23 protein-coding genes are annotated in these 21,083 nt (G+C 42.2%); 17 read left to right on the top strand and 6 right to left on the bottom strand.

What is annotated here, in order from left to right; translation table 11 throughout:
* Positions 1–6: 6 nt before the first annotated feature.
* Genes ACSBL2_RS25525 through ACSBL2_RS25465 form a run of 13 tightly spaced genes read left to right on the top strand, consistent with a single transcriptional unit; the run spans position 7 to position 12,218 of the window.
* Entirely contained in the window at positions 7–1,011 is a 1,005-nt protein-coding gene (locus tag ACSBL2_RS25525) for a 2Fe-2S iron-sulfur cluster-binding protein (protein WP_442589386.1), read from the top strand.
* Positions 1,011–2,048 (top strand): NADH-quinone oxidoreductase subunit NuoH, encoded by a 1,038-nt coding sequence (gene nuoH / locus ACSBL2_RS25520; RefSeq protein ID WP_442589385.1) that lies wholly within the window; start codon positions 1,011–1,013, stop codon positions 2,046–2,048. Before ACSBL2_RS25525 ends, nuoH begins: the two co-directional genes overlap by 1 nt.
* 34 nt (positions 2,049–2,082) lie before the next feature.
* Entirely contained in the window at positions 2,083–2,583 is a 501-nt protein-coding gene (locus ACSBL2_RS25515; protein ID WP_442589384.1) for a NuoI/complex I 23 kDa subunit family protein, read from the top strand.
* Between the two features lie 50 nt (positions 2,584–2,633).
* Positions 2,634–3,131 carry an NADH-quinone oxidoreductase subunit J family protein gene (locus tag ACSBL2_RS25510; protein ID WP_442589383.1) on the top strand — a complete coding sequence of 166 codons (498 nt, stop codon included), beginning with the start codon at positions 2,634–2,636 and terminating at the stop codon, positions 3,129–3,131.
* A complete protein-coding gene (gene nuoK, locus ACSBL2_RS25505) occupies positions 3,131–3,460 on the top strand; it encodes an NADH-quinone oxidoreductase subunit NuoK (RefSeq protein WP_442589382.1) in 330 nt (109 codons plus the stop codon). Before ACSBL2_RS25510 ends, nuoK begins: the two co-directional genes overlap by 1 nt.
* Before the next feature lie 19 nt (positions 3,461–3,479).
* Complete coding sequence (gene nuoL / locus ACSBL2_RS25500; protein WP_442589381.1) at positions 3,480–5,372, top strand: NADH-quinone oxidoreductase subunit L; 1,893 nt, start codon at positions 3,480–3,482, stop codon at positions 5,370–5,372.
* A gap of 21 nt (positions 5,373–5,393) precedes the next feature.
* Positions 5,394–6,860 carry a complex I subunit 4 family protein gene (locus ACSBL2_RS25495; protein ID WP_442589380.1) on the top strand — a complete coding sequence of 489 codons (1,467 nt, stop codon included), beginning with the start codon at positions 5,394–5,396 and terminating at the stop codon, positions 6,858–6,860.
* 4 nt (positions 6,861–6,864) lie between these two features.
* Complete coding sequence (locus ACSBL2_RS25490) at positions 6,865–8,238, top strand: NADH-quinone oxidoreductase subunit N (RefSeq protein ID WP_442589379.1); 1,374 nt, start codon at positions 6,865–6,867, stop codon at positions 8,236–8,238.
* Positions 8,239–8,282: 44 nt separating this feature from the next.
* On the top strand, positions 8,283–8,945 hold the full coding sequence (locus ACSBL2_RS25485; RefSeq protein ID WP_442589378.1) for a DedA family protein: 663 nt from the start codon (positions 8,283–8,285) through the stop codon (positions 8,943–8,945).
* 15 nt (positions 8,946–8,960) lie between these two features.
* Positions 8,961–9,512, top strand: coding sequence for an inorganic diphosphatase (locus tag ACSBL2_RS25480; protein WP_442589377.1), 552 nt, complete (start codon positions 8,961–8,963; stop codon positions 9,510–9,512).
* Positions 9,512–10,837 (top strand): hemolysin family protein, encoded by a 1,326-nt coding sequence (locus ACSBL2_RS25475; protein WP_442589376.1) that lies wholly within the window; start codon positions 9,512–9,514, stop codon positions 10,835–10,837. The genes ACSBL2_RS25480 and ACSBL2_RS25475 overlap by 1 nt, the downstream gene beginning before the upstream one ends.
* A 20-nt stretch (positions 10,838–10,857) precedes the next feature.
* The gene (locus tag ACSBL2_RS25470; protein WP_442589375.1) at positions 10,858–11,562 is read left to right on the top strand and encodes a 16S rRNA (uracil(1498)-N(3))-methyltransferase; all 705 of its coding nucleotides are present in this window, start codon (positions 10,858–10,860) and stop codon (positions 11,560–11,562) included.
* Positions 11,559–12,218 carry a DUF4159 domain-containing protein gene (locus ACSBL2_RS25465; RefSeq protein ID WP_442589374.1) on the top strand — a complete coding sequence of 220 codons (660 nt, stop codon included), beginning with the start codon at positions 11,559–11,561 and terminating at the stop codon, positions 12,216–12,218. Before ACSBL2_RS25470 ends, ACSBL2_RS25465 begins: the two co-directional genes overlap by 4 nt.
* Before the next feature lie 101 nt (positions 12,219–12,319).
* On the opposite strand, the gene ACSBL2_RS25460 is transcribed toward ACSBL2_RS25465, so the two are convergent.
* Positions 12,320–13,909, bottom strand: a complete 1,590-nt coding sequence (locus ACSBL2_RS25460; RefSeq protein WP_442589373.1) for an SUMF1/EgtB/PvdO family nonheme iron enzyme — start codon at positions 13,907–13,909, stop codon at positions 12,320–12,322.
* A 209-nt stretch (positions 13,910–14,118) separates the two neighbouring features.
* Between ACSBL2_RS25460 and ispF the strand changes: the two genes are divergently transcribed.
* Positions 14,119–14,598 carry a 2-C-methyl-D-erythritol 2,4-cyclodiphosphate synthase gene (gene ispF / locus ACSBL2_RS25455; protein WP_442589372.1) on the top strand — a complete coding sequence of 160 codons (480 nt, stop codon included), beginning with the start codon at positions 14,119–14,121 and terminating at the stop codon, positions 14,596–14,598.
* Between the two features lie 117 nt (positions 14,599–14,715).
* Entirely contained in the window at positions 14,716–14,928 is a 213-nt protein-coding gene (locus ACSBL2_RS25450) for a hypothetical protein (RefSeq protein WP_442589371.1), read from the top strand.
* A gap of 99 nt (positions 14,929–15,027) precedes the next feature.
* Here ACSBL2_RS25450 and ACSBL2_RS25445 read toward each other — a convergent pair whose 3' ends face one another.
* The 5 genes from ACSBL2_RS25445 to ACSBL2_RS25425 all read right to left on the bottom strand — a co-directional run bounded on the left by ACSBL2_RS25445 (position 15,028) and on the right by ACSBL2_RS25425 (position 18,103).
* Positions 15,028–15,903 carry a pirin family protein gene (locus ACSBL2_RS25445; RefSeq protein WP_442589370.1) on the bottom strand — a complete coding sequence of 292 codons (876 nt, stop codon included), beginning with the start codon at positions 15,901–15,903 and terminating at the stop codon, positions 15,028–15,030.
* Positions 15,904–15,947: 44 nt separating this feature from the next.
* The gene (locus ACSBL2_RS25440; RefSeq protein ID WP_442589369.1) at positions 15,948–16,478 is read right to left on the bottom strand and encodes a YceI family protein; all 531 of its coding nucleotides are present in this window, start codon (positions 16,476–16,478) and stop codon (positions 15,948–15,950) included.
* A gap of 85 nt (positions 16,479–16,563) precedes the next feature.
* Positions 16,564–17,157: a Crp/Fnr family transcriptional regulator gene (locus ACSBL2_RS25435; RefSeq protein WP_442589368.1), complete on the bottom strand. Its 594-nt coding sequence runs from the start codon at positions 17,155–17,157 to the stop codon at positions 16,564–16,566.
* A gap of 11 nt (positions 17,158–17,168) precedes the next feature.
* Positions 17,169–17,327, bottom strand: a complete 159-nt coding sequence (locus ACSBL2_RS25430) for a FeoB-associated Cys-rich membrane protein (RefSeq protein ID WP_442589367.1) — start codon at positions 17,325–17,327, stop codon at positions 17,169–17,171.
* A gap of 113 nt (positions 17,328–17,440) precedes the next feature.
* Positions 17,441–18,103 (bottom strand): nucleoside-diphosphate sugar epimerase, encoded by a 663-nt coding sequence (locus ACSBL2_RS25425; protein ID WP_442589366.1) that lies wholly within the window; start codon positions 18,101–18,103, stop codon positions 17,441–17,443.
* Positions 18,104–18,328: 225 nt separating this feature from the next.
* Here ACSBL2_RS25425 and typA point away from each other — a divergent pair, with 225 nt between their 5' ends.
* Both typA and ACSBL2_RS25415 read left to right on the top strand, forming a co-directional pair.
* Positions 18,329–20,134: a translational GTPase TypA gene (gene typA, locus ACSBL2_RS25420; protein ID WP_442589365.1), complete on the top strand. Its 1,806-nt coding sequence runs from the start codon at positions 18,329–18,331 to the stop codon at positions 20,132–20,134.
* A 223-nt stretch (positions 20,135–20,357) separates the two neighbouring features.
* The gene (locus ACSBL2_RS25415) at positions 20,358–21,074 is read left to right on the top strand and encodes a 3-ketoacyl-ACP reductase (protein ID WP_442589364.1); all 717 of its coding nucleotides are present in this window, start codon (positions 20,358–20,360) and stop codon (positions 21,072–21,074) included.
* Positions 21,075–21,083: the final 9 nt, after the last annotated feature.

Raw genomic sequence — 21,083 nt, 5'->3', positions numbered from 1 at the left:
TTAACAATGAGTGAAAAAGTTAAGGTAACCATAGACGGTATATCCGTTGAAGTAGAGCCCGGTACAACTATCCTGAATGCTGCAAGGCAAATCGGGGGGGACATCGTTCCGCCTGCCATGTGCTATTATTCCAAGTTAGCAGGCAGTGGTGGAAAGTGCCGTACCTGTATCGTAAAAGTAAGTAAAGGATCTGAAAAGGATCCGAGACCCATGCCGAAGCTGGTTGCTTCCTGCCGTACCACTGTGATGGACGGAATGGAAGTCCTGAATATTACTTCGCCGGAAGTGCTGGAAGCACGTAGCGGGGTCGTGGAAATGTTATTGATTAATCACCCGCTGGATTGCCCGGTATGTGATCAGGCCGGAGAATGTGATCTGCAGAACCTGGGTTATGAGCACGGACTGCAAAAAACAAGATATGAATTTGAACGCCGTACTTTTGAGCGTATAGATATCGGTGACAAGATCCAGTTGCACATGAACAGGTGTATTTTATGCTACCGTTGTGTGTTTACAGCAGACCAGATCACTAATAAACGGGTACATGGTATCCTGAACCGCGGTGACCATTCTGAAATCTCTACCTATATACAGACTGCAGTTGATAATGATTTCTCCGGAAACGTGATTGATGTGTGTCCGGTAGGTGCATTGACCGATAAAACGTTCCGTTTTAAAAATAGGGTATGGTTTACCAAACCTGTAGATGCGCACCGTGATTGCCCTACCTGCAGTGGTAAAGTGACTCTGTGGTATAAAGGAGAAAATGTATTAAGGGTAACTGCCCGCAAAGATATTTATGGTGAGGTGGAGGAGTTTATCTGCAATACCTGCCGTTTCGATAAAAAAGCAACGTCGGACTGGGTGATTGAACATCCTACACATATCAGTGATGGTTCCGTGATTGCATCTAACCACTATGAAACGATGATCCCATTGCCTGTCATTAAGGAAGATCTGCGTTTGCAGCAAGCCAATAAAGTTGAACTGGAAAAAACCGCTAAATTCTAATGGAGATCTCATTCGTCATCGAAAAGTTTTTACTGGTAGTGATTATTTTCGCTATCAGTCTGGTAATCGCGATGTATTCTACATATGCGGAAAGAAAAGTGGCTGCCTTCCTTCAGGACAGGCTTGGACCAGACAGAGCGGGCCCTTTCGGGATTTTCCAACCCCTTGCCGATGGTCTGAAAATGCTGATGAAAGAGGAGATTGTTCCTCAGGAGTCGAGCAAATGGTTGTTTATGATGGCACCGGGACTGGCTATTTTTACCGCCTGTATCGGTACTGCCGTGATTCCATGGGGCAGTGATATCCAGATCGGAAGTAAAGTGATCCCTTTGCAGGTAACAGATATCAACGTAGGTGTATTGTACATTTTTGGTGTGGTTTCCCTGGGTGTATATGGTATCATGATCGGTGGATGGGCTTCCAATAACAAATATTCCCTGTTGGGTGCGATACGTGCTGCTTCACAGAATATCAGTTATGAGATCGCCATGGGACTTTCTATCATTGCATTATTACTGGTTACCAATTCCATGAGCCTGAAAGAGATTGTGGAAGGACAGCATGGCTGGCACTGGAATGTGCTGTACCAGCCACTTGGATTTATCATTTTCATTGTCTGTTCTTTTGCGGAAACAAACAGGGCACCATTCGACTTACCTGAATGTGAGACGGAGCTGATTGGCGGGTACCATACGGAGTATTCTTCCATGAAACTTGGTTTTTACCTGTTCGCAGAGTATATCAATATGTTTGTTTCTTCAGCAGTAATGGCTACTTTATATTTCGGTGGCTACAACTATCCGGGTATGGACTGGGTATTACAAATGGCAGGTCCGGTGATTGCACCGCTGATCGGTACTGTAGTGCTGTTTGTCAAGATATTTGTTTTCATCTTCTTCTTTATGTGGGTAAGATGGACGATTCCCCGTTTCCGTTACGATCAGCTGATGGACCTGGGATGGAAAGTACTGATGCCTTTAGCCATAGCGAACGTCATTATCACAGGTATTGTGATTGCAATTGTAGAGAAGTTTTAACTATCCGCCCTGCGGAATATAACAAGGAGGTTTAATGGAACCATTGACCAATAAAAAGAAAGTATTAATACAAAAGCCGCTGACCTTTGCCGAGCGTATTTACCTGCCGGCAATTACCAAAGGTTTAGGTATTACCATCAGCCACTTTTTCAAAAAAGAAGCAACGGTAAGATATCCTGAGGTTCAGCGTGAAATGTCGATCAACTGGAGAGGCATGCATTCCCTGAAAAGGGATGAGGATGGCCGTGAACGTTGTACCGCATGCGGACTCTGTGCACTGTCCTGTCCTGCGGAAGCGATCACGATGATTGCTGCAGAACGTAAACCAGAGGAGAAAGCTTTATACAGGGAAGAGAAGTATGCTTCGGTATATGAGATCAATATGCTGCGCTGCATTTTCTGCGGCCTGTGTGAGGAAGCTTGTCCGAAAGAAGCCATTTACCTGGATGGACCTATTGTTCCGGCAGATTATCTGCGTAAAGATTTCATTTACGGGAAAGATAAACTGGTTGAACAGCCTTTAGAGAAGAAATAAAAGAATTGAAGCCATGTGGCTTTGTATATAAATCTAAACAAACATAATAAATGGGTACATCGGTATTCTATTTGGTCGCTACTTTAAGCATATTCTTTTCACTGATGGTGATTTTCGCAAAGAACCCGGTACACAGTGTGCTTTATCTGATCGTAACTTTTTTTACGTTCACGGTCCATTACATTCTGCTTAACGCACAGTTCTTAGCTGTAGTAAACTTTATTGTTTACATGGGCGCTATCATGGTACTCTTTCTGTTTGTACTGATGCTGCTGAACCTGAATAAGGAGAATGAGGCATTTAAGTCTAATTTACTAAAGGTAGTGGGTATTGTTGCCGGCTGCTGTCTGCTGGTGACCCTGGCAGGATCACTGAAGGCTACAGCTATTTCTGACCCTTTGGTGTTAAGAAATCCGAACCTTGGTCTGGTAAAGAACCTGGGTAAGGAATTGTTCGGTCCTTTTATGCTGCCTTTCGAGTTGTCATCAATCTTATTGCTTACAGCTATGGTGGGTGCAGTGTTGTTAACTAAAAAAGAAAAAGTATAGTGGAGAATTTAACTCAGGATTTACAGGGAGTTCCACTTAACCATTACATCTGGCTAAGTGCAATTATTTTTACGATTGGGGTGATCGGGGTATTGACCCGCAGAAATGCAATCGTGATTTTTATGTCGGTAGAATTAATGCTGAATTCGGTCAATTTATTGTTAACCGCCTTTTCTGTACATAGCAATGATCCTTCGGGTCAGGTATTCGTATTCTTCATCATGGCTCTGGCCGCTGCAGAGGTTGCAGTAGGACTGAGTATTATCGTGATGGTCTACAGAAATACACAATCTACAGATATTAATGTACTGAATCGCCTTAAGTGGTAATTATAAAGAATAATACAAGATGATAAATTTAGTTTGGCTGGTTCCTTTAATCCCTTTTATAGGCTTTATAATCAACGGTCTCGGAAGAAACACACTGTCTAAAGGCGTAATCGGCTTTATTGGAAGTGGGGTGATATTCCTGTCTTTCCTTATTAGTGTGGGCATTTTTCTTGAACTGGGCAGTGATGTGACCAAATCACATGAGATCTTCCTGTTCGACTGGATCAATGCCGGTGGATTAAAAATTCCGCTTTCATTTTTAATTGATCCGCTGAGTTCGATCATGCTGTTGATTATAACAGGTATCGGATTCCTGATCCATATTTATTCTACAGGTTATATGCATGATGACGCTGGTTTCGGCAAGTTTTTCGCGTACCTGAACCTGTTTATCTTTTTCATGCTTTTACTGGTACTGGGATCGAATTATATTGTGATGTTTATTGGCTGGGAGGGCGTAGGACTTTGTTCTTACCTGCTGATCGGCTTCTGGTATACCAACAGCAGTTATGCTTCGGCAGCAAAAAAGGCTTTTGTCATGAACCGTATTGGTGACCTTGGCTTCCTGATCGCTGTATTTTTAATCTTCACTACTTTTGGTAGTGTGGAATTTGCAAAGGTTTTCCCGCTGGCAGCAAATATGCTTCCGGGTGATGGGACGATTGCTTTAATCGCTTTATGCCTGTTTATAGGAGCTTGCGGTAAATCTGCACAGCTGCCTCTATTTACCTGGTTACCGGATGCGATGGCAGGACCAACACCGGTTTCTGCGCTGATCCATGCCGCGACAATGGTTACTGCGGGTATCTATATGATTGCCCGTTCCAATGTCTTGTTTGATCTGGCTCCTGTGGTACAGCAGCTGATTGCTATTGTGGGTCTGGCTACTGCAGTGCTGGGGGCGATTATTGCCCTGACACAAACAGATATTAAAAAAGTTCTGGCTTATTCTACCGTTTCACAACTGGGATATATGTTCCTTGGTTTAGGTGTTGGTGCGTATACAGGTTCTTTCTTCCACGTGATTACCCATGCTTTTTTCAAGGCCTTGTTATTCCTGTGTGCAGGATCTGTCATCCATGCGATGCACCATGAACAGGATATGCGTCATATGGGTGGGTTGCGTAAAAAACTGCCGGTGACTTTCCTGACGATGCTGATTGGTACGATTGCCATTGCAGGTTTACCGCCGTTCTCGGGTTTCTTTTCTAAGGATGAGATTCTGGCACATACGTTTGAATACAATAAGGTGATGTGGGCAATAGGTGTTTTCACCGCTTTCCTCACCGCATTCTATATGTTCAGGATGATTTTCCTGACCTTCTTTGGTACCTACCGCGGTACGCACCATGCAGAAGAGAAAATTCATGAGTCGCCTAAAAGCATGACGATCCCATTGATTGTCCTGGCCATTCTTTCTGCCATTGGCGGGATACTGGGTGTTCCGGAATCACTGGGGGGAAGCCACTGGTTATCGCACTGGCTGGCTCCGGTAATCAGCCACCATGGTGAAGCACCTGACCATGCTACAGAATATGCCCTGATGGCGGTGTCTGTCGTTGGTGTGCTGATTGCGATTGGTATTGCGTATGCTAAATATGTGAAGAAAAATCATGTGCCTGTGGCAGATGAAGGGGAACGTTCATTCCTTGCCAAACTTTCTTACCATAAATTTTATATCGATGAGGTTTACGATGCATTGATCAGAAAACCTCTGGATGCTATTTCCATATTTTTCTACCGTGTTTTTGACAAGAAGATAGTAGATGGTATTGTAAATGGATTAGGATGGGGTACCTCAGAAGCGAGTAAAGGAGTCAGGTTATTGCAATCGGGTAATGTTGGCTTCTATATTTTCATGATGGTAGCCGGAATCATCTCATTGTTATTGTATACTTATTTATCTCTATAAAGGATCGACCAAAAAAACATAATGGAACAGCTGTTACTACTTCTTATATTTCTACCGTTAGTTGGTGCGCTGGTTACAGCATTTACCGGCAATGCCGCAAAACATACGGCCCTGGTTTTCGCTGTAGCTTCATTGGCACTGGCACTTGTTGCTGCCGGTCAGTTTAGCCCTGATGCAAGCACACAGTTTATGGTTAACCTTCCCTGGATCCAGGAGCTGGGAATTCATTTCCATGCCGGGATTGACGGGATCAGTTTAATTACGGTATTGTTGACCAATGTCCTGGTGCCGATTATTATCCTTGCTTCTTATCAGCATGAGTATAAAAACCCTTCTGCATTTTTCGCATTGATCCTGTTTATGCAGGCCGGCCTGCTGGTGGTGTTTACTGCGATGGATGCTTTTCTTTTCTATATTGGCTGGGAAGCGGCATTGATTCCGATTTACTTTATCTGTGCGATATGGGGCGGAAAAGACCGTATTGCGGTAAACATGAAGTTCTTTGTGTATACCATTGCGGGTTCATTGTTTATGTTGCTGGGTATCATTTACCTGTACCTGCAGAACCCGGCTAATAATTTTGATATCCAGGCTTTTTATCAGTTGAACCTCGATCCTGTACAGCAGGGATGGATCTTCTGGTCTTTCTTCATTGCCTTTGCGATTAAGATGCCTGTTTTTCCTTTCCATACCTGGCAGCCTGATACCTATACGGAAGCACCTGCCGCAGGTACGATGCTGCTTTCCGGTATCATGTTGAAAATGGGTATTTATGGGGTGATCAGATGGCTATTGCCTATTGTTCCGGCAGGAGTGCAGGAATGGGGACACCTGGCCATTATCTTATCCATTATTGGTGTGGTGTATGCATCGGTTATTGCCTTCATGCAAAAGGATGCAAAACGCCTGGTGGCTTATTCTTCTATTGCGCACGTTGGCCTGATCTCTGCCGGTATCTTTGCCCTGAATATTCAGGGATTACAGGGGGCCATGATCCAGATGCTGAGCCATGGGGTGAATGTGATCGGTTTGTTCTTCGTTCTGGATATTATCTATTCAAGGCTGAAAACGAATAAGATTGCTGAGCTGGGTGGTATCGCTAAGGAAGCACCAAAACTGGCCATCGCATTTTTAATTATTGTCTTCGGTACAGTTGCCTTGCCGGGAACAAACGGTTTTATCGGAGAGTTTTTGTTGCTGATAGGTATTTATCAGTATAATATATGGATGGTGGTATTTGCGGGATTAACGATTATTTTCGGTGCCGTTTATATGCTGAGAATGTATCAGCACATCATGTACGGTAAAACGAATGAGCTTACCCTGGGTTTTGCCGATATCAAAGGATCGGAGCAGGTTGTCTTATTTATTATCTGTGCCCTGATCATTGTACTTGGTGTATATCCAAAACCAATTCTGCATTTATCAGAAGCCTCAGTGCAACAATTATTAGAACACGTGAACCAAAAATTAACATCGGTAAATTAAGGAAATGAATATCATTATAACCATTGCTGTCACAGCTTTAGTAGTGCTTTACGCAGGTTTGTTTAAAGCTGGAAAAGCATTATTGCCGCTTACCTTAGTTGGATTACTTACTTCCCTGGCTTTTGCCTTTACCTCATGGAATACTGAGACCAGTTACTATGGGATGCTGGAAATGGATAATTTCGCTCTGGCTTTTTCGTCTCTTACGATCCTGGGAACTATTTTTATCTTTTTGCTGACGCAGAACTACTTTGCGAAAAACAGTGAAAATATAGCGGAATATTTTACGCTGATCCTGTTTGCCTTGTCGGGGATCATTATCATGGTGTCCTATACCAATATGTCGATGCTGTTTATCGGTATAGAGATCATGTCTGTAGCCCTGTATATCCTGGCAGGTATCCGTAAAAATAATTTTGCTTCGAATGAGGCTTCCCTGAAATACTTTTTAATGGGTGCTTTCTCTACAGGTTTCCTGTTGTTCGGGATTACACTGGTGTATGGTGCTACAGGTTCATTTGACCTGAAGGTGATCAACGATTATTTGGTGAACCACCATCAGACCATTTCTCCATTGTTCTATCCGGGATTGATCCTGATGATGATTGGACTGTGCTTCAAAATCGGTGCGGCACCATTTCACTTCTGGACGCCTGATGTATATGAAGGGGCTCCTTCACTGATTACCGCTTTTATGTCGACTGTCGTGAAAACGGCCGGTTTCGCTGCATTTCTGCGCTTATTTGCAGGAACCTTTGCACCGCTGCACGATTTCTGGATGCCTTCATTGCTGGCCATCGTTTGCCTGACCCTGTTCATCGGTAATGTTACTGCCTTGTTTCAGAAAAGCTTCAAAAGGATGCTTGCCTATTCCAGTATTTCTCATGCGGGTTACTTATTGTTCTCCCTGATTACCTTAACGGCTTCTTCATCGAACAATGTACTGGTGTATGCCGCTGCCTATACCTTTGCAAGTATCATTGCTTTTGCCGTACTGATCCTGGTGAAACAGAAGACTGGTGGAGATAGCTTTGAGAGCTTCAACGGACTGGCTAAACGTAATCCTTTAGCAGCATTGGTACTGACGATTGCGATGCTGTCACTGGCGGGTATTCCGCTTACTGCAGGGTTTATCGGTAAATACCTGATGTTCCTCAATGTCATGAACGAATACCAGATTTATCTGGTGGCTTTCGCGATATTGAATGCACTGGTAGGTTTTTACTATTACCTGAAAGTAATTGTAGCCATGTACTTCAAAGAAGGTAAGGAAATTGAGCTGGATACACCCTTCCAGTATAAAGTTGTCCTGGTACTTTCTGTTATAATCACCGTATTTTTAGGAGTTTACCCTTCAGTAATTTTAAATCTGATATAAGCCAATTCAAGAAAATTATTTGTAGTTTTACGAATACTTGAACTATGCACGACTTCTGGACTTCTTTACATCAATTCGTTGATCCTGAAAAATTGCTCAAAGAAGGTGGGTTTTACGTTGTAATGTTCGTAATCTTCGCTGAAACTGGGTTATTTTTTGGGTTTTTTCTGCCAGGAGATTATTTACTCTTTCTTGCCGGCATGTTTGTTGCAACCGGAAAACTGGATGTAAACATATATGTGCTTATTTTTGGCCTGATCGTTAGTGCTGTCTCAGGTAATTTCACAGGATACTGGTTCGGTAAAAAAACGGGGCCTGTATTGTATGAAAGAAAAGACACGTTCTTTTTCAAAAAACGTTATCTTAAAGCTGCCGAAGAATATTACAACAAACAGGGTGCTTTTGCCTTAATTATGGGACGATTTGTTCCTATTGTAAGGACCTTTGCCCCTATCTTTGCAGGTGTGGTGAAGCTTGAATTCAAAAGATTTGCACTATATAATATTTCTGGTGCGTTTTTATGGATAACATCTTTAACTTTGTTGGGATATTTTCTCGGTAAAAGATTTGAAAAAGAAATTGACGCCTATCTGCTGTATATTATAGTAGGTTTTATTGTAATCACAACTATTCCACTGATCATTACTTTTGTAAAAAAGAAGGTCGTGGTAAATAAAAATCAAGATATATCTAAAATTGACGAATAAATAATTGACGAATTAATGAACATAGACCCTACCCATCCATGGCACCATGTTTCACCAGGTGCTAATCTGCCGGAATCTGTAAATGCGATTATCGAAATCCCTAAAGGATCAAAAGCGAAGTATGAAATTGACAAAGATTCTAATTTGATTAAATTAGACAGAGTGCTTTTCTCTTCAGTAATGTATCCTGCTAACTATGGTTTTATCCCTCAGACGTACTGTGATGATAATGACCCCTTAGACATCCTTGTTTTATGTTCAGTTGACGTATATCCTTTATCCCTTGTTGAAGCCAAAGTGATTGGTGTGATGCATATGGTGGATAATGGAGAGCAGGATGATAAAATTATTGCCGTAGCTAAAAATGACATGTCAGTAAACTATATCAATGACATCTCTGAATTGCCTCCGCATACCATGAAAGAAATTGTAAGATTTTTTCAGGATTATAAAGCTTTGGAAGAAAAGAACGTTACTATTGAAAAACTAATGGGCGTGTCTTATGCTTATAAGGTAATTGAAGAAAGTATAGAACTTTATAATACAACATTTAGAAACAACTCTTAATGGGCTGGCAGATATTCTTAACCTTTTTCCTGGTCGTCCTTAACGGCTTTTTCGTTGCAGCAGAGTTTGCAATCGTTAAAGTCAGGGCGTCGCAAATTGAAATTAAAGCTAAATCCGGTAATAGGGTAGCTAACATAGCTAAATATATTACACAACACCTAGATGGTTACCTGGCTGCAACGCAGCTGGGTATTACACTGGCATCACTTGGACTAGGCTGGGTTGGAGAATCCGTAATGGAACATCTGTTACACAATTTACTCACTTCACTGGGCCAGAATCCGGAATTCATAGAATCCTTCTCTAAAACGGCCTCACCAATTATCGCTTTCAGTTTTATCACCGTGATGCACATTACCTTCGGGGAACTTGCACCAAAGTCGATTGCTATTCAACGCCCAGTTGCCACTACTTTATTTGTTGCTTTACCCCTGCAGGTTTTTTATGTGGTCTTCAGGCCATTTATCTGGCTGCTGAATGGTTTCGCAAATATCATCCTGAAGGCATTTGGGATTTCTTCTGTAGGGGGGCACGAGTCTGTTCACAGTACGGAAGAACTGTACTATTTGCTGGACCAGGGAAAGGAAAGTGGGGCACTGGATACGAATGAGCATGAGCTGATCCGTAATGTATTCGATTTTAATGAACGTGTGGTAAAGAATATCATGGTACCCCGTACCAAGATATCAGGTATTGAACTGTCCACGGCAAAGGAGGAGGTTATCCAGCTGATTATTGGCGAAGGGTATTCACGTATGCCGGTATATGATGATATCATTGACAAGATCATTGGTATTATTCATGCTAAGGACGTTTTGCCTTTGCTGGCGGGAAATATGGACTGGTCATTGAAAGACATCATCAGAAAGCCTTATTTCGTACCTGAGACGAAAAAGATCAATGACCTGCTGAGCGAACTGCAGCAGAAACGTATCCAGATTGCCATAGTCATCGATGAATTTGGCGGAACTGCTGGTATGGTGACGCTGGAAGATATCGTGGAAGAGATCGTTGGAGAAATCCAGGATGAATATGATGAAGAAAAACCGACAGTAGAGAAGGTGTCTGACACGGAGTTTATCATCAATGCCTATGCTACGGTGTATGATGTGAATGAACATTTACCACATGATTTGCCCGAAGATCTTGATTTTGACACGGTGGGCGGATTGGTATCACATGCTTTTGGTAAAATACCAGAGGTGGGTGACAGCGAAGAATGTTATGGTTACCTGTTTACGATTCTAAAGAAAACGGAACAGAATATTGAAACCATTAAGCTTGAGCTGGTCATTGCCAAAAATGACATGGTAGATAACCACTAATCTTTTTTTCCAGTACAGCTATGCACGTATTTTACACCCCGGATATCAACTCAGAAACGTATGTACTTAGTCAGGAAGAAAGCTGGCATTGTACAAAAGTGCTTCGGCTGGTAGTGGGTGATGTGGTACACCTGATTGACGGGCGTGGCGGTTTATATGAAGCCGAAATTATCACAGAGTCTAAGAAGAGTGTGACACTTCGTGTACTAAAGACGACTACAGGTTACCAAAAGAGAAATCACCATCTTCATATTGCCATTGCACCGACGAAGAATATCGACAGAATTGAATGGTTTCTGGAGAAAGCAACTGAGATAGGCATAGACCAGATCACACCTTTGCTTTGTGAGCGTTCAGAAAGAAAGGTTGTGAAGGAAGATCGGCTGAATAAAGTCATTACTTCAGCGGTTAAACAATCTCTGCAGGCTTACCATCCTGTACTGAATGAAATGGTGAATTTTAAAGATTTCATTGCTACGGCTACAGCTGACTATAGAATGATAGCGCATTGTGTGGATGGAGAGCCGAGGCAATTCATCAGCCAGATTACGCAGACCGGAGGGAGCTACCTGATTCTTATCGGTCCCGAAGGTGATTTTTCAGCCGCTGAAATCGAACTGGCTTTGCAAAATAACTTTAATCCCTTAACTTTAGGTAATACACGTCTCAGAACGGAAACTGCTGCTTTAGCGGCCTGTTTTGAAGTGAATTACTTAAACCGATGAAATTTAGATTTCTACTCATCATTCCTGTAGTCTTGTGTGTGCTGTATAGTTTTCAGCCGCCTACTTACAAACTGGCACGATTAAAATATAATGGTGGTGGCGACTGGTATGGTAACCCTACTGCGCTCAGCAATTTAATTGCTTACTGTAACCAGGTACTCCATACGAACTTTGCAAGGGAAGAAGCAGTGGTAGAGGTAGGAAGTGCCGACTTGTTCAGTTATCCGATGGTTTATATGACGGGGCATGGGAATGTGGTCTTCTCTGATCAGGAAGCAAAGAATTTACGTAAATATCTGACTGGCGGAGGTTTTCTCCATATCGATGACAATTATGGACTGGATAAGTTCATTCGCATACAAATGAAAAAGGTATTCCCTGAATTGTCTTTTGTAGAGTTGCCGGCTAGCCATAAGTTATACAACCAGCAGTTCAGGTTATCCAATGGTTTGCCCAAAGTACATGAACATGATGGCAAGCGGCCCCAGGGCTTTGCACTGATCTGGGAGGGAAGGATCGTTTGTTTTTATAGTTATGAAAGCGATCTGGGCAATGGCTGGGAGGATTCCGGTACTTACCCCGGGGATAGTGAAGAACGGAGAGCTGAAGCGCTTAAAATGGGTGCCAATCTTGTGGAATATGTATTCACCAATTAACCGGATGTAAAATAAAGGTAAATGGCCTTGTAAAAATATTGATCAAATAAAAAAGGGCTGCATCATAAAATCTGATGCAGCCCTTTTTTATTTTCTCTGTTTTATTGCCTCCTGGCGTTAAAAGGTTTTTGTTTTTTCGGTTTAAACTGTGGTTTACCATACGGGCTGATTTCAGATGCGCCCAGCATGGTCATGGCACAGCGGAAGCCGATATCGGCGGTCGCCTCATCCTGTTGCAGGAATCTCCTTGAAGCCGGGTTTAACCACATGGCCTGGTCATCCCATGAACCACCTTTGTATACTCTTGATTTATCGTTGACCAAGGTAATTTCACCATATAACTGGTTGTCCCTGTCACGGTATCCACGCTGATCGGCATAAGTATTTACCTTTGCCGCACTATCAGCAGCTTGTTTCTGTGCCCATGTTTGTTTTTTAGCGGATACGGCAGCGGTCATTACAGGTCTGTTATATTTGTCTTTTGCCAGTTTCCCCGTTGCAGGATCTGCCACTTGTTTATCCATATAATAATTTCCCCTGTAAGGATTCAGTGCATCTGCCGCTTCGAAGGTATTGGTACGGTAAACGTCATTTACCCATTCATTGACATTCCCTGCCATATTATACAATCCGAAATCGTTTGGTACATAAGCATGAACGGAAACTGTTATGCTTCCCTTATCATTCAGGGATCCGCCAACCCCCATATAATCCCCTTTGGTCCGCTTAAAGTTGGCCAGGATTAATCCGCGTGTTTTGCTTTTTGCAGAGCTGATGCCTAAACCATCCCATGGATAGATTTTATTGTTATTGATGTTTTCGTATTGGGTATTACCGATAAGGCCTAAAGCAGCATATTCCCATTCCGCTTCTGTAGGGAGGCGGTAAGGTTGTTTAAGGATACCATCTTCCAGTCTGACCGTTCTGCGCGGGCCACCTTTCTGAGCTGCAGCACCTGTTGCGGCAGTCGCATTAGGAGTAAGGTCCCTTGGCGCATTTTTTCCCTTGTCATCATACTGGCCATTCAGGTACATATCGGTATTGAATTGTCCGGCAGGTCTTGGTGTTGCATTTGCAGTAGCCTGTTTCGGTCTTTTGCCATCGCCATTCACTTCTTTGTAGCTGGCCATGATATTCTGACTTCTCAGTAAGGATTCATTAACGACATCCGTCCTCCATTCACAAAAACGTGTTGCCTGCTCCCAGCTCACGCCTACTACGGGATAATCCTGGTAAGCAGGGTGTCTCAGGTAGTTGTCGACATAAGGTTCATTGTAGGACAATGGTCTTCTCCATACCAGGGTATCCGGAAGTTCATTGTAGTAATATTCGTAATCTGTAGGATAATTTCTGCGGATAGCATGCAGGTATTCCAGCCAGTCCCTGTTGGACACTTCAGTTTCATCCATGTAAAATGAAGATACTGTGGTTTCCCGCTTGTGGTTATAGTTTGCCAGTTCTTCACCCGGCATATTGATGGCACTGCCACTCATCACAAACACACCGCCTTCAATTTCAACAAGGCCCGGACCCGGACCACGTCTGAATTTGTTATTCACCTGAAATCCCCCGTTTTCCTGTTTGTTATACTCCAAACCCGTTTTTTCGGATGCTCCGTTTTTGGATTTGCAGGAGATCAGAACCGAGGAGGTTATAAAAAATGCAAAGGTATATAAGTATGTTTTTTTCATAAATAGGTATTGGTACATTCTGATTGTTAAAATTACGTAAAAAATTGTCCATACACCAAAATTATTGTATAATATCATCCTGGCTTAACCTTGCCATGCACTTACCATGCTAATTTTCTACAGAAACCATAATTTTTTTGCAGGCAGATACCTGTAAGATTTAGTTTATTGTGCAATTTTGGGATTCGACATTTAAAGAGAACATCAACATGAAGATTAAAGTAGGATTTGGTTTTGACGTACATCAATTGAAGGATAATCATCCTTTTGTTATTGGGGGAGTAACGCTTGAACACCATAAGGGAGCATTCGGGCATTCCGATGCTGATGTGTTGCTGCATGCCATATGTGATGCTTTACTGGGCGCGGCGAACCTGCGGGATATCGGGTTTCATTTCAAGAATACAGATCCGCAATGGAAGGGGATCAGCAGTGTGATCTTGCTGCAGGAAACGGTGAAACTGCTGGCGGAAAAAGGCTGGACTATAGGGAATATTGATGCGATGCTGTGTCTGGAAGCACCAAAGATCAATCCGCATATCCCTCAAATGCAGGAGAATATTGCCCGGGCAATTGATATTTCCGTCGAGGATATTTCTATCAAGGCAACGACCAATGAGCTGATGGGTTTTATTGGCAGGGAAGAAGGAGTGGTGGCTTATGCCGTTTGTCTGATAGAGAAAGCTTAGGTTCACATGAACTGCCGAAAGCGGTTTTATAAAACAATTTACTCGTTTAACGGGTTTTTAAGGAAAAATACCGGCCTTTAGCCGGATAAGTTTGATCACCTATAGAAAACACCAGAGATGAGAAGTTCAGCAACCTATTTTTTAGCCGCAATAACGGGAGTTCTTTTGATGTCGTCCTGTACGATGGGAGACAAAGGGAGTGAGAAAGTCCCTGATTCAGTAAGTATCGATACGACGATTACACCAGCGCAGCCTGCACAGGCTCCTTCTGATACGACACTTATTGACAGCCTGCAGACAGACACCACTAAAGCCGGAGTGAAACCTTAATGGCCTTTTTGAAATAAAAAAATCTGCTGAACGTATATCCTTCAGCAGATTTATAATTGATGTGTGTTTGACTATTTCTTATCCTTTCAGATACCCGATTTATTCTTCCAGATACCCGAAGAGACCCTGGTTGTAATCGCTGATCGCCTGTTTGATCTCTGCCTGATTGTTCATCAGGAAGGGACCGTATTGGGCGATGGGTTCATTGATCGGCTGTCCGCTCAGGACAAGGATCACACTGTCTTCAGGAACCCTTACCTGGATGGTTGTTCCCTCATTTCTGAAGTGAATGAACTCATTTACCGCAGCATGATGCTTCCCGTTGATAATTGCACTGCCTTCTATCATTAACATACCGGTATTGTATACTTCCGGAAAACTGAAAGTCAGTTCTGAGTCCTTTCTCAACTGTGCATTATAAACCTGTATATCCGTAAAAGTAGAGGCTGGCCCTGTGATCCCTTCATAAGTACCTGCAATCACTTCAAGGGTACCTGCATTTTCCGGTAAGATATATTTTCCTGTATCTTCCTTTTTAATAGGCTGGTACCTGGGATTTGTCATTTTATCTTTAGCGGGGAGATTGACCCATAGCTGAACGATCTGGAAGGGGCCTCCATTTTCAGAAAATGTCTGCTCATGGTATTCCTTGTGCAGTATTCCCCTCCCGGCAGTCATCCATTGGACATCCCCGGGATAAATAATGCCGCTGTTGCCTGCGCTGTCATGATGGGCAACAGCACCGTGATAGGCTATGGTGACTGTCTCGAAACCACGATGGGGATGGACGCCCACACCTTTTGGCTGATCGTAGGGTGGTAATACGGTCTTTACATGGTAGTCAAGCAGAAAAAAAGGACTCATTTTGATTTTGTTCCCTCCCGGAAAGAAATTGCTCATATTGAAGCCGTCACCTACCATATGAGGGGCAGGGGTTTTCAAAACTGCCGAAACTGCTTTTAAATTGGGTTCCATGAGATTAATTTTTTAGGTTGAACGGTATCAGATGAATTTGATCGTTAAGCTTGTTTTGCAAATTGCAATTCGCCTAAAATGCGTACGTCTTCACTTAACATCACGCCACCAGTTTCTAAAGCAGCATTGTAGGTAAGACCGAAATCAGTCCTGTTGATTTTACCGCTTAAAGTAAATCCTGCCTTGATATTTCCCCATGGATCCTGTGCAGTACCACCAAACTCAACGGCTAAAGAAACGGCTCTCGTCACGCCTTTAATGGTCAGGTCGCCTTCTAATTTATAGTCGCCATCCACTTTTTTAAATGAAGTAGAGACAAAAGAAACAGCAGGGAATTCTTCTGCATTGAAGAAATCTGCGCTGATGAGGTGACCGTCCCTGTCTTTATTACCTGTATCAATAGAATTCACGCCAGCCTGGAAAGAGATCGCTGAATGTTCAAAGTCTTCGCTGTCGGTCGTCAGTTCTGCTGAAAATTCGTTAAAGCTTCCTGTCACGGTAGTGATCATTAAATGTTTCACTTTAAATTGAAGTTCACTGTGGGTTGGGTCCAATACCCATTTAGTAGTTGCCATAATTTGTTTTTTTAGAATTGGTAATTGATATACCCAAAATTAGGATTCTGCCGGCAGCTATACGTTGATGTATGATAAGAAATGGTTAAGCTTTAAAGTGTTTGTTGGCGAGGTCTTTACGTACACGGCTTAGGGATTCCGGGGTGATACCCAGATAGGAGGCAATCATCCATTGTGGTACCCGGAGGGTAAGGTTGGGATAGAGTTTGATAAAATCGAGGTACCGCTCTTCTGCAGTGGCACTTAACAGCATATTGATTCTTTTCTGCATAAAGCGGATAGAATTATTCAGCATGTTATTGTTCAGGTCATGCATACAGGGCACATGTACTGCAGCGTCATTGAAATAATTTCTTGGAATAATCAGGGCTGTGGTTGGCTCTATGGTATCGATATAAAAATCGGAGGGGGCATTAAAGAAGCTGTTTCTTTCCGAAATCCACCATAGTTCAGGAGCAAACTGGATGATATTGGCTTTGCCTTTGGCATCGATAGAATAACAGCGCATCAATCCTTCGGTCACAAAAAATGTTTTGGCATTGAGATCGCCGGGAGAAAGGATAACCTTATTTTTTTCGAAAGTTTTGATCTTGATGTCTCCCGATATCAAATCAAATTGTTCATCGGTTATGGTAATTTTTTTACTTAAGTACGCTTTAAACTGATCGAACGTTGACATATAGATAAAAACTATTTATTCTTGACATCGATATTGGAAAAATCTACACCACATTTACAGTTTGATGCGCATCCTCCGCTTTTAGGGGATACAGCACGATAAATGATACGGCCTATGTAAAACAAGGCGGCAGCAAATAAAAGTCCGACTACTATAGTTTGAATATCCATACACAAATATAATTAATTCAATAGGACAGGGAGTCGTATAATTGTAAATTTACAGGGTGATCAAAATGCTCACTGTTTATTGCATCGCAGGAATTATCATCAGTCTGCAGCCATTAATTATTACTTAGTTCCTGAATCCTGTCCGATTCATAAATGAAATATCCTTTTTTGTCTACCAGTGACTGCCGCAGCATCGCTTTGGCCACGTCTTCCACCTTAATACTCCTGTATTTCTTTAAGCCTCCAATCAGCAGGGGGTTAATGACAAGCATAATGATATTCATCAGGCCTTCCAGGAAGCGTTTTTTCGTCCTCTGGCCTTTCAGGAGGGAGGGACGGTAAACATGGATACTCCTGAAGGGAACAGTCTTAAGATCCTGTTCTGTTTCCCCTTTTGTTTTATTATAGAAGATGGAAGAATCGATATTCGCCCCCATGGCGGATACGAGATGATAACTCTCTGCTCCGTTTTTATGCGCAATCCAGGCCATATCCAGTGGATACTGGTAATCTATCTTCCGGTACTGCACTTCATCGGGCGTCTGGCTCTTTGTGGTACCGAGGCAGCAGAAAACGGTAGTTCCTGTAATTTCTGCTGCATGGTCTTTCAACTGGTCAAAATTAACGATGAGCTGTTTAAGTTTGGGGTGATCCACTGCCAGTTTCTGACGGGCGATCACCAGCACTTCACTATAATCAGCGTCTGTTAATAACTGTTGTAATAAACTCGTGCCTATAGATCCGCTTGCTCCTGCTAGAATCGCTTTTTTTTCCATGCTCTCTGATTAATTAATAACGCATTGTAAGTTCTGAAATAAAAATAGCAATATGATATTTATAAGCTGATTTAAAATGAATTTATCGGGAGTAAGCATTTTAAGGTATAAAATATTGCCGGTCATAATATAGTGTTTTTCTATAAATTAGTGACATGCTTATAGTTAATGCATTGGAATGTCAATATTTTTCGTTATCTTTGCGCCAAAATTAGGGCGCATTTTATGCAAAAAATAAGAAACATAGCTATTATAGCACACGTTGACCACGGTAAAACTACATTGGTTGATAAGATTTTACACACTTGTTCTATTTTTCGTGACAACGAGCAAACAGGTGATTTAATACTTGACAATAACGATTTGGAGAGAGAACGCGGTATTACTATCGTATCCAAAAACGTTTCAGTAATGTATAAAGACGTAAAAATTAACATTATTGATACTCCTGGTCACGCCGATTTCGGTGGTGAGGTTGAGCGGGTATTGAAAATGGCTGACGGTGTATTGTTATTATGTGATGCTTTTGAAGGTGCAATGCCTCAAACTCGTTTCGTAACACAGAAAGCACTGGCATTGGGATTAAAACCTATTGTTGTTGTCAACAAGGTAGATAAAGAAAACTGTCGTCCTGAAGAGGTTTATGAGCAAATCTTTGAATTGTTCTTCAACCTTGAAGCTACAGAAGACCAGTTGGATTTCCCTGTAATTTACGGTTCATCTAAACAAGGATGGATGAGTACAGATTATACGAAGCCAACTACAGATATTTTCCCTTTACTTGATGCTGTTGTTGCGAATATTCCTGCACCTCCAATGCTGGAAGGTACGTTGCAAATGCAGATCACCTCATTAGATTATTCATCTTTTGTGGGTCGTATTGCTGTTGGACGTGTTCACCGTGGTGTAATTAAAGAAAACCAACCGGTAACTTTAATCAAACGTGATGGTAAGTTCGTAAAATCAAGAGTAAAAGAACTGTACACTTTTGAAGGTTTGGGTAAAATGCGTGTAACTGAAGTGAAATCGGGTGATATCTGCGCTGTTGTAGGTATTGACGGATTTGATATTGGTGATACCATTGCTGATTTTGAAGCTCCTGAGCAATTGCCGGTTATCAAAATTGATGAGCCTACCATGAACATGTTGTTCACGATCAATAACTCTCCATTCTTCGGTAAAGAAGGTAAATTTGTGACTTCTCAGCGTATCAAAGAACGTTTGTACAAAGAGATGGAAAAAAACCTTGCCCTGAAAGTGGTAGAAACAGAATCTCCTGATGCTTACCTGGTATACGGAAGGGGTATTCTCCATTTATCAGTATTGATCGAGACCATGCGTCGTGAAGGATACGAAATTCAGGTAGGACAGCCACAGGTAATTATCAAAGAAATTGATGGTAAAAAATGTGAGCCGGTTGAGACTTTAATCGTTGATGTTCCTGGTGATGTTGCCGGTAAAGTAATTGAACTGGTTACTCAGCGTAAAGGTGAATTACTGATTATGGAACCAAAAGGTGATCTTCAGCATTTAGAGTTTGAGATTCCTGCACGTGGTATCATCGGATTAAGAAATAACGTGTTAACTGCAACAGGTGGTGAAGCGATTATGGCACACCGTTTCAAAGCTTACGAGCCTTGGAAAGGGACTATTCCGGGAAGATTGAACGGTGTATTGGTTTCTATGGAAAAAGGTAGCACTACAGCTTATTCAATTGATAAATTACAGGATCGTGGACGTTTCTTCGTTGATCCGGGTGTTGAAGTTTATGAAGGACAGATCATGGGTGAGCACATCCGTGACAATGACCTGGTGGTAAACATTGTAAAAGGTAAACAATTGACAAACATGCGTGCTTCAGGTACAGATGATAGTCAGCGTATTGCTCCTGCAATTAAATTCTCACTGGAAGAGGCTATGGAATACATCCAGGCTGATGAGTACATTGAGATTACTCCGGTAAGCATGCGTTTACGTAAAATTTACTTAACTGAAAATGAGCGTAAAATAAAAGGCAAACAATTCCAATAGGGATTAGCGTCTTGAATACATATATTGAGCCCGTCAGCATTTGCTGACGGGCTTTTTTTGTACCCTGACAATTTGTGACCTTTCCTGTACCTATGGACTGGGACAAGGGTTACGATTGAAAGACCTCAGCTTCAACTATAAATAATGAAAACAGGATGACGTTTATGCACTTTATCCCCTCCTCTTTTTTATTATTTTTGTTCTTATTCAAGAAAGATACGTCATGGAATCATTAAAAGGAAAAACTGCCCTTATCACGGGTGCTGGAAAAGGAATCGGTCGTGCATTGGCAATAGCATTAGCCAGTGAAGGTGTAAATTTAGGTCTCATTGCAAGAACAGCAGTGGATTTAAAGAATCTCGCTGAAGAACTGTCATCCTCGGGTGTAAAAACGGCTATCGCGACTGCTGATGTGTCCTCGATGGACTCCGTAAATACTGCTATAGCAGAAATTAAGGAGGAATTGGGTGTGATTGATATTTTAATAAATAATGCGGGTACAGGCTCATTCGGAACTTTTATGGAACTGGAACCATCAAGATGGGAAGAAATTGTGAAAGTGAACCTGTTTGGGGTGTATTATGTGACCCGTGCCGTCCTTCCGGAAATGATTGAACGCAAAACCGGGGATATTGTGAATATCTCCTCTTCGGCAGGGCAGCGTGGCGCGGCGGTAACCAGTGCTTACAGTGCCTCCAAATTTGGCCTTATTGGTCTTTCAGAGTCATTGATGCAGGAAGTAAGGAAGCATAATATCCGCGTGACTACCTTAACCCCGAGTACGATTGCTACTGATATGGCGAAGGACTTAAAGCTGACCGATGGTAATCCGGAACGTGTAATGCAACCGGAAGATTTTGCGGAGTTTATCGTGAGTCAGCTGAAACTCAACCGCAGGGTGTTTGTAAAAGAAGCAGGTTTATGGTCTACCAATCCATAACATCAACAA

Origin of the sequence: Pedobacter sp. AW31-3R (assembly GCF_052180285.1) — a bacterium.
In the GTDB taxonomy this organism is placed as follows: domain Bacteria; phylum Bacteroidota; class Bacteroidia; order Sphingobacteriales; family Sphingobacteriaceae; genus Pedobacter.
The sequence above is the reverse complement of the archived record's forward strand: the minus strand, read 5'-3'. Positions and strand labels throughout refer to the sequence as shown.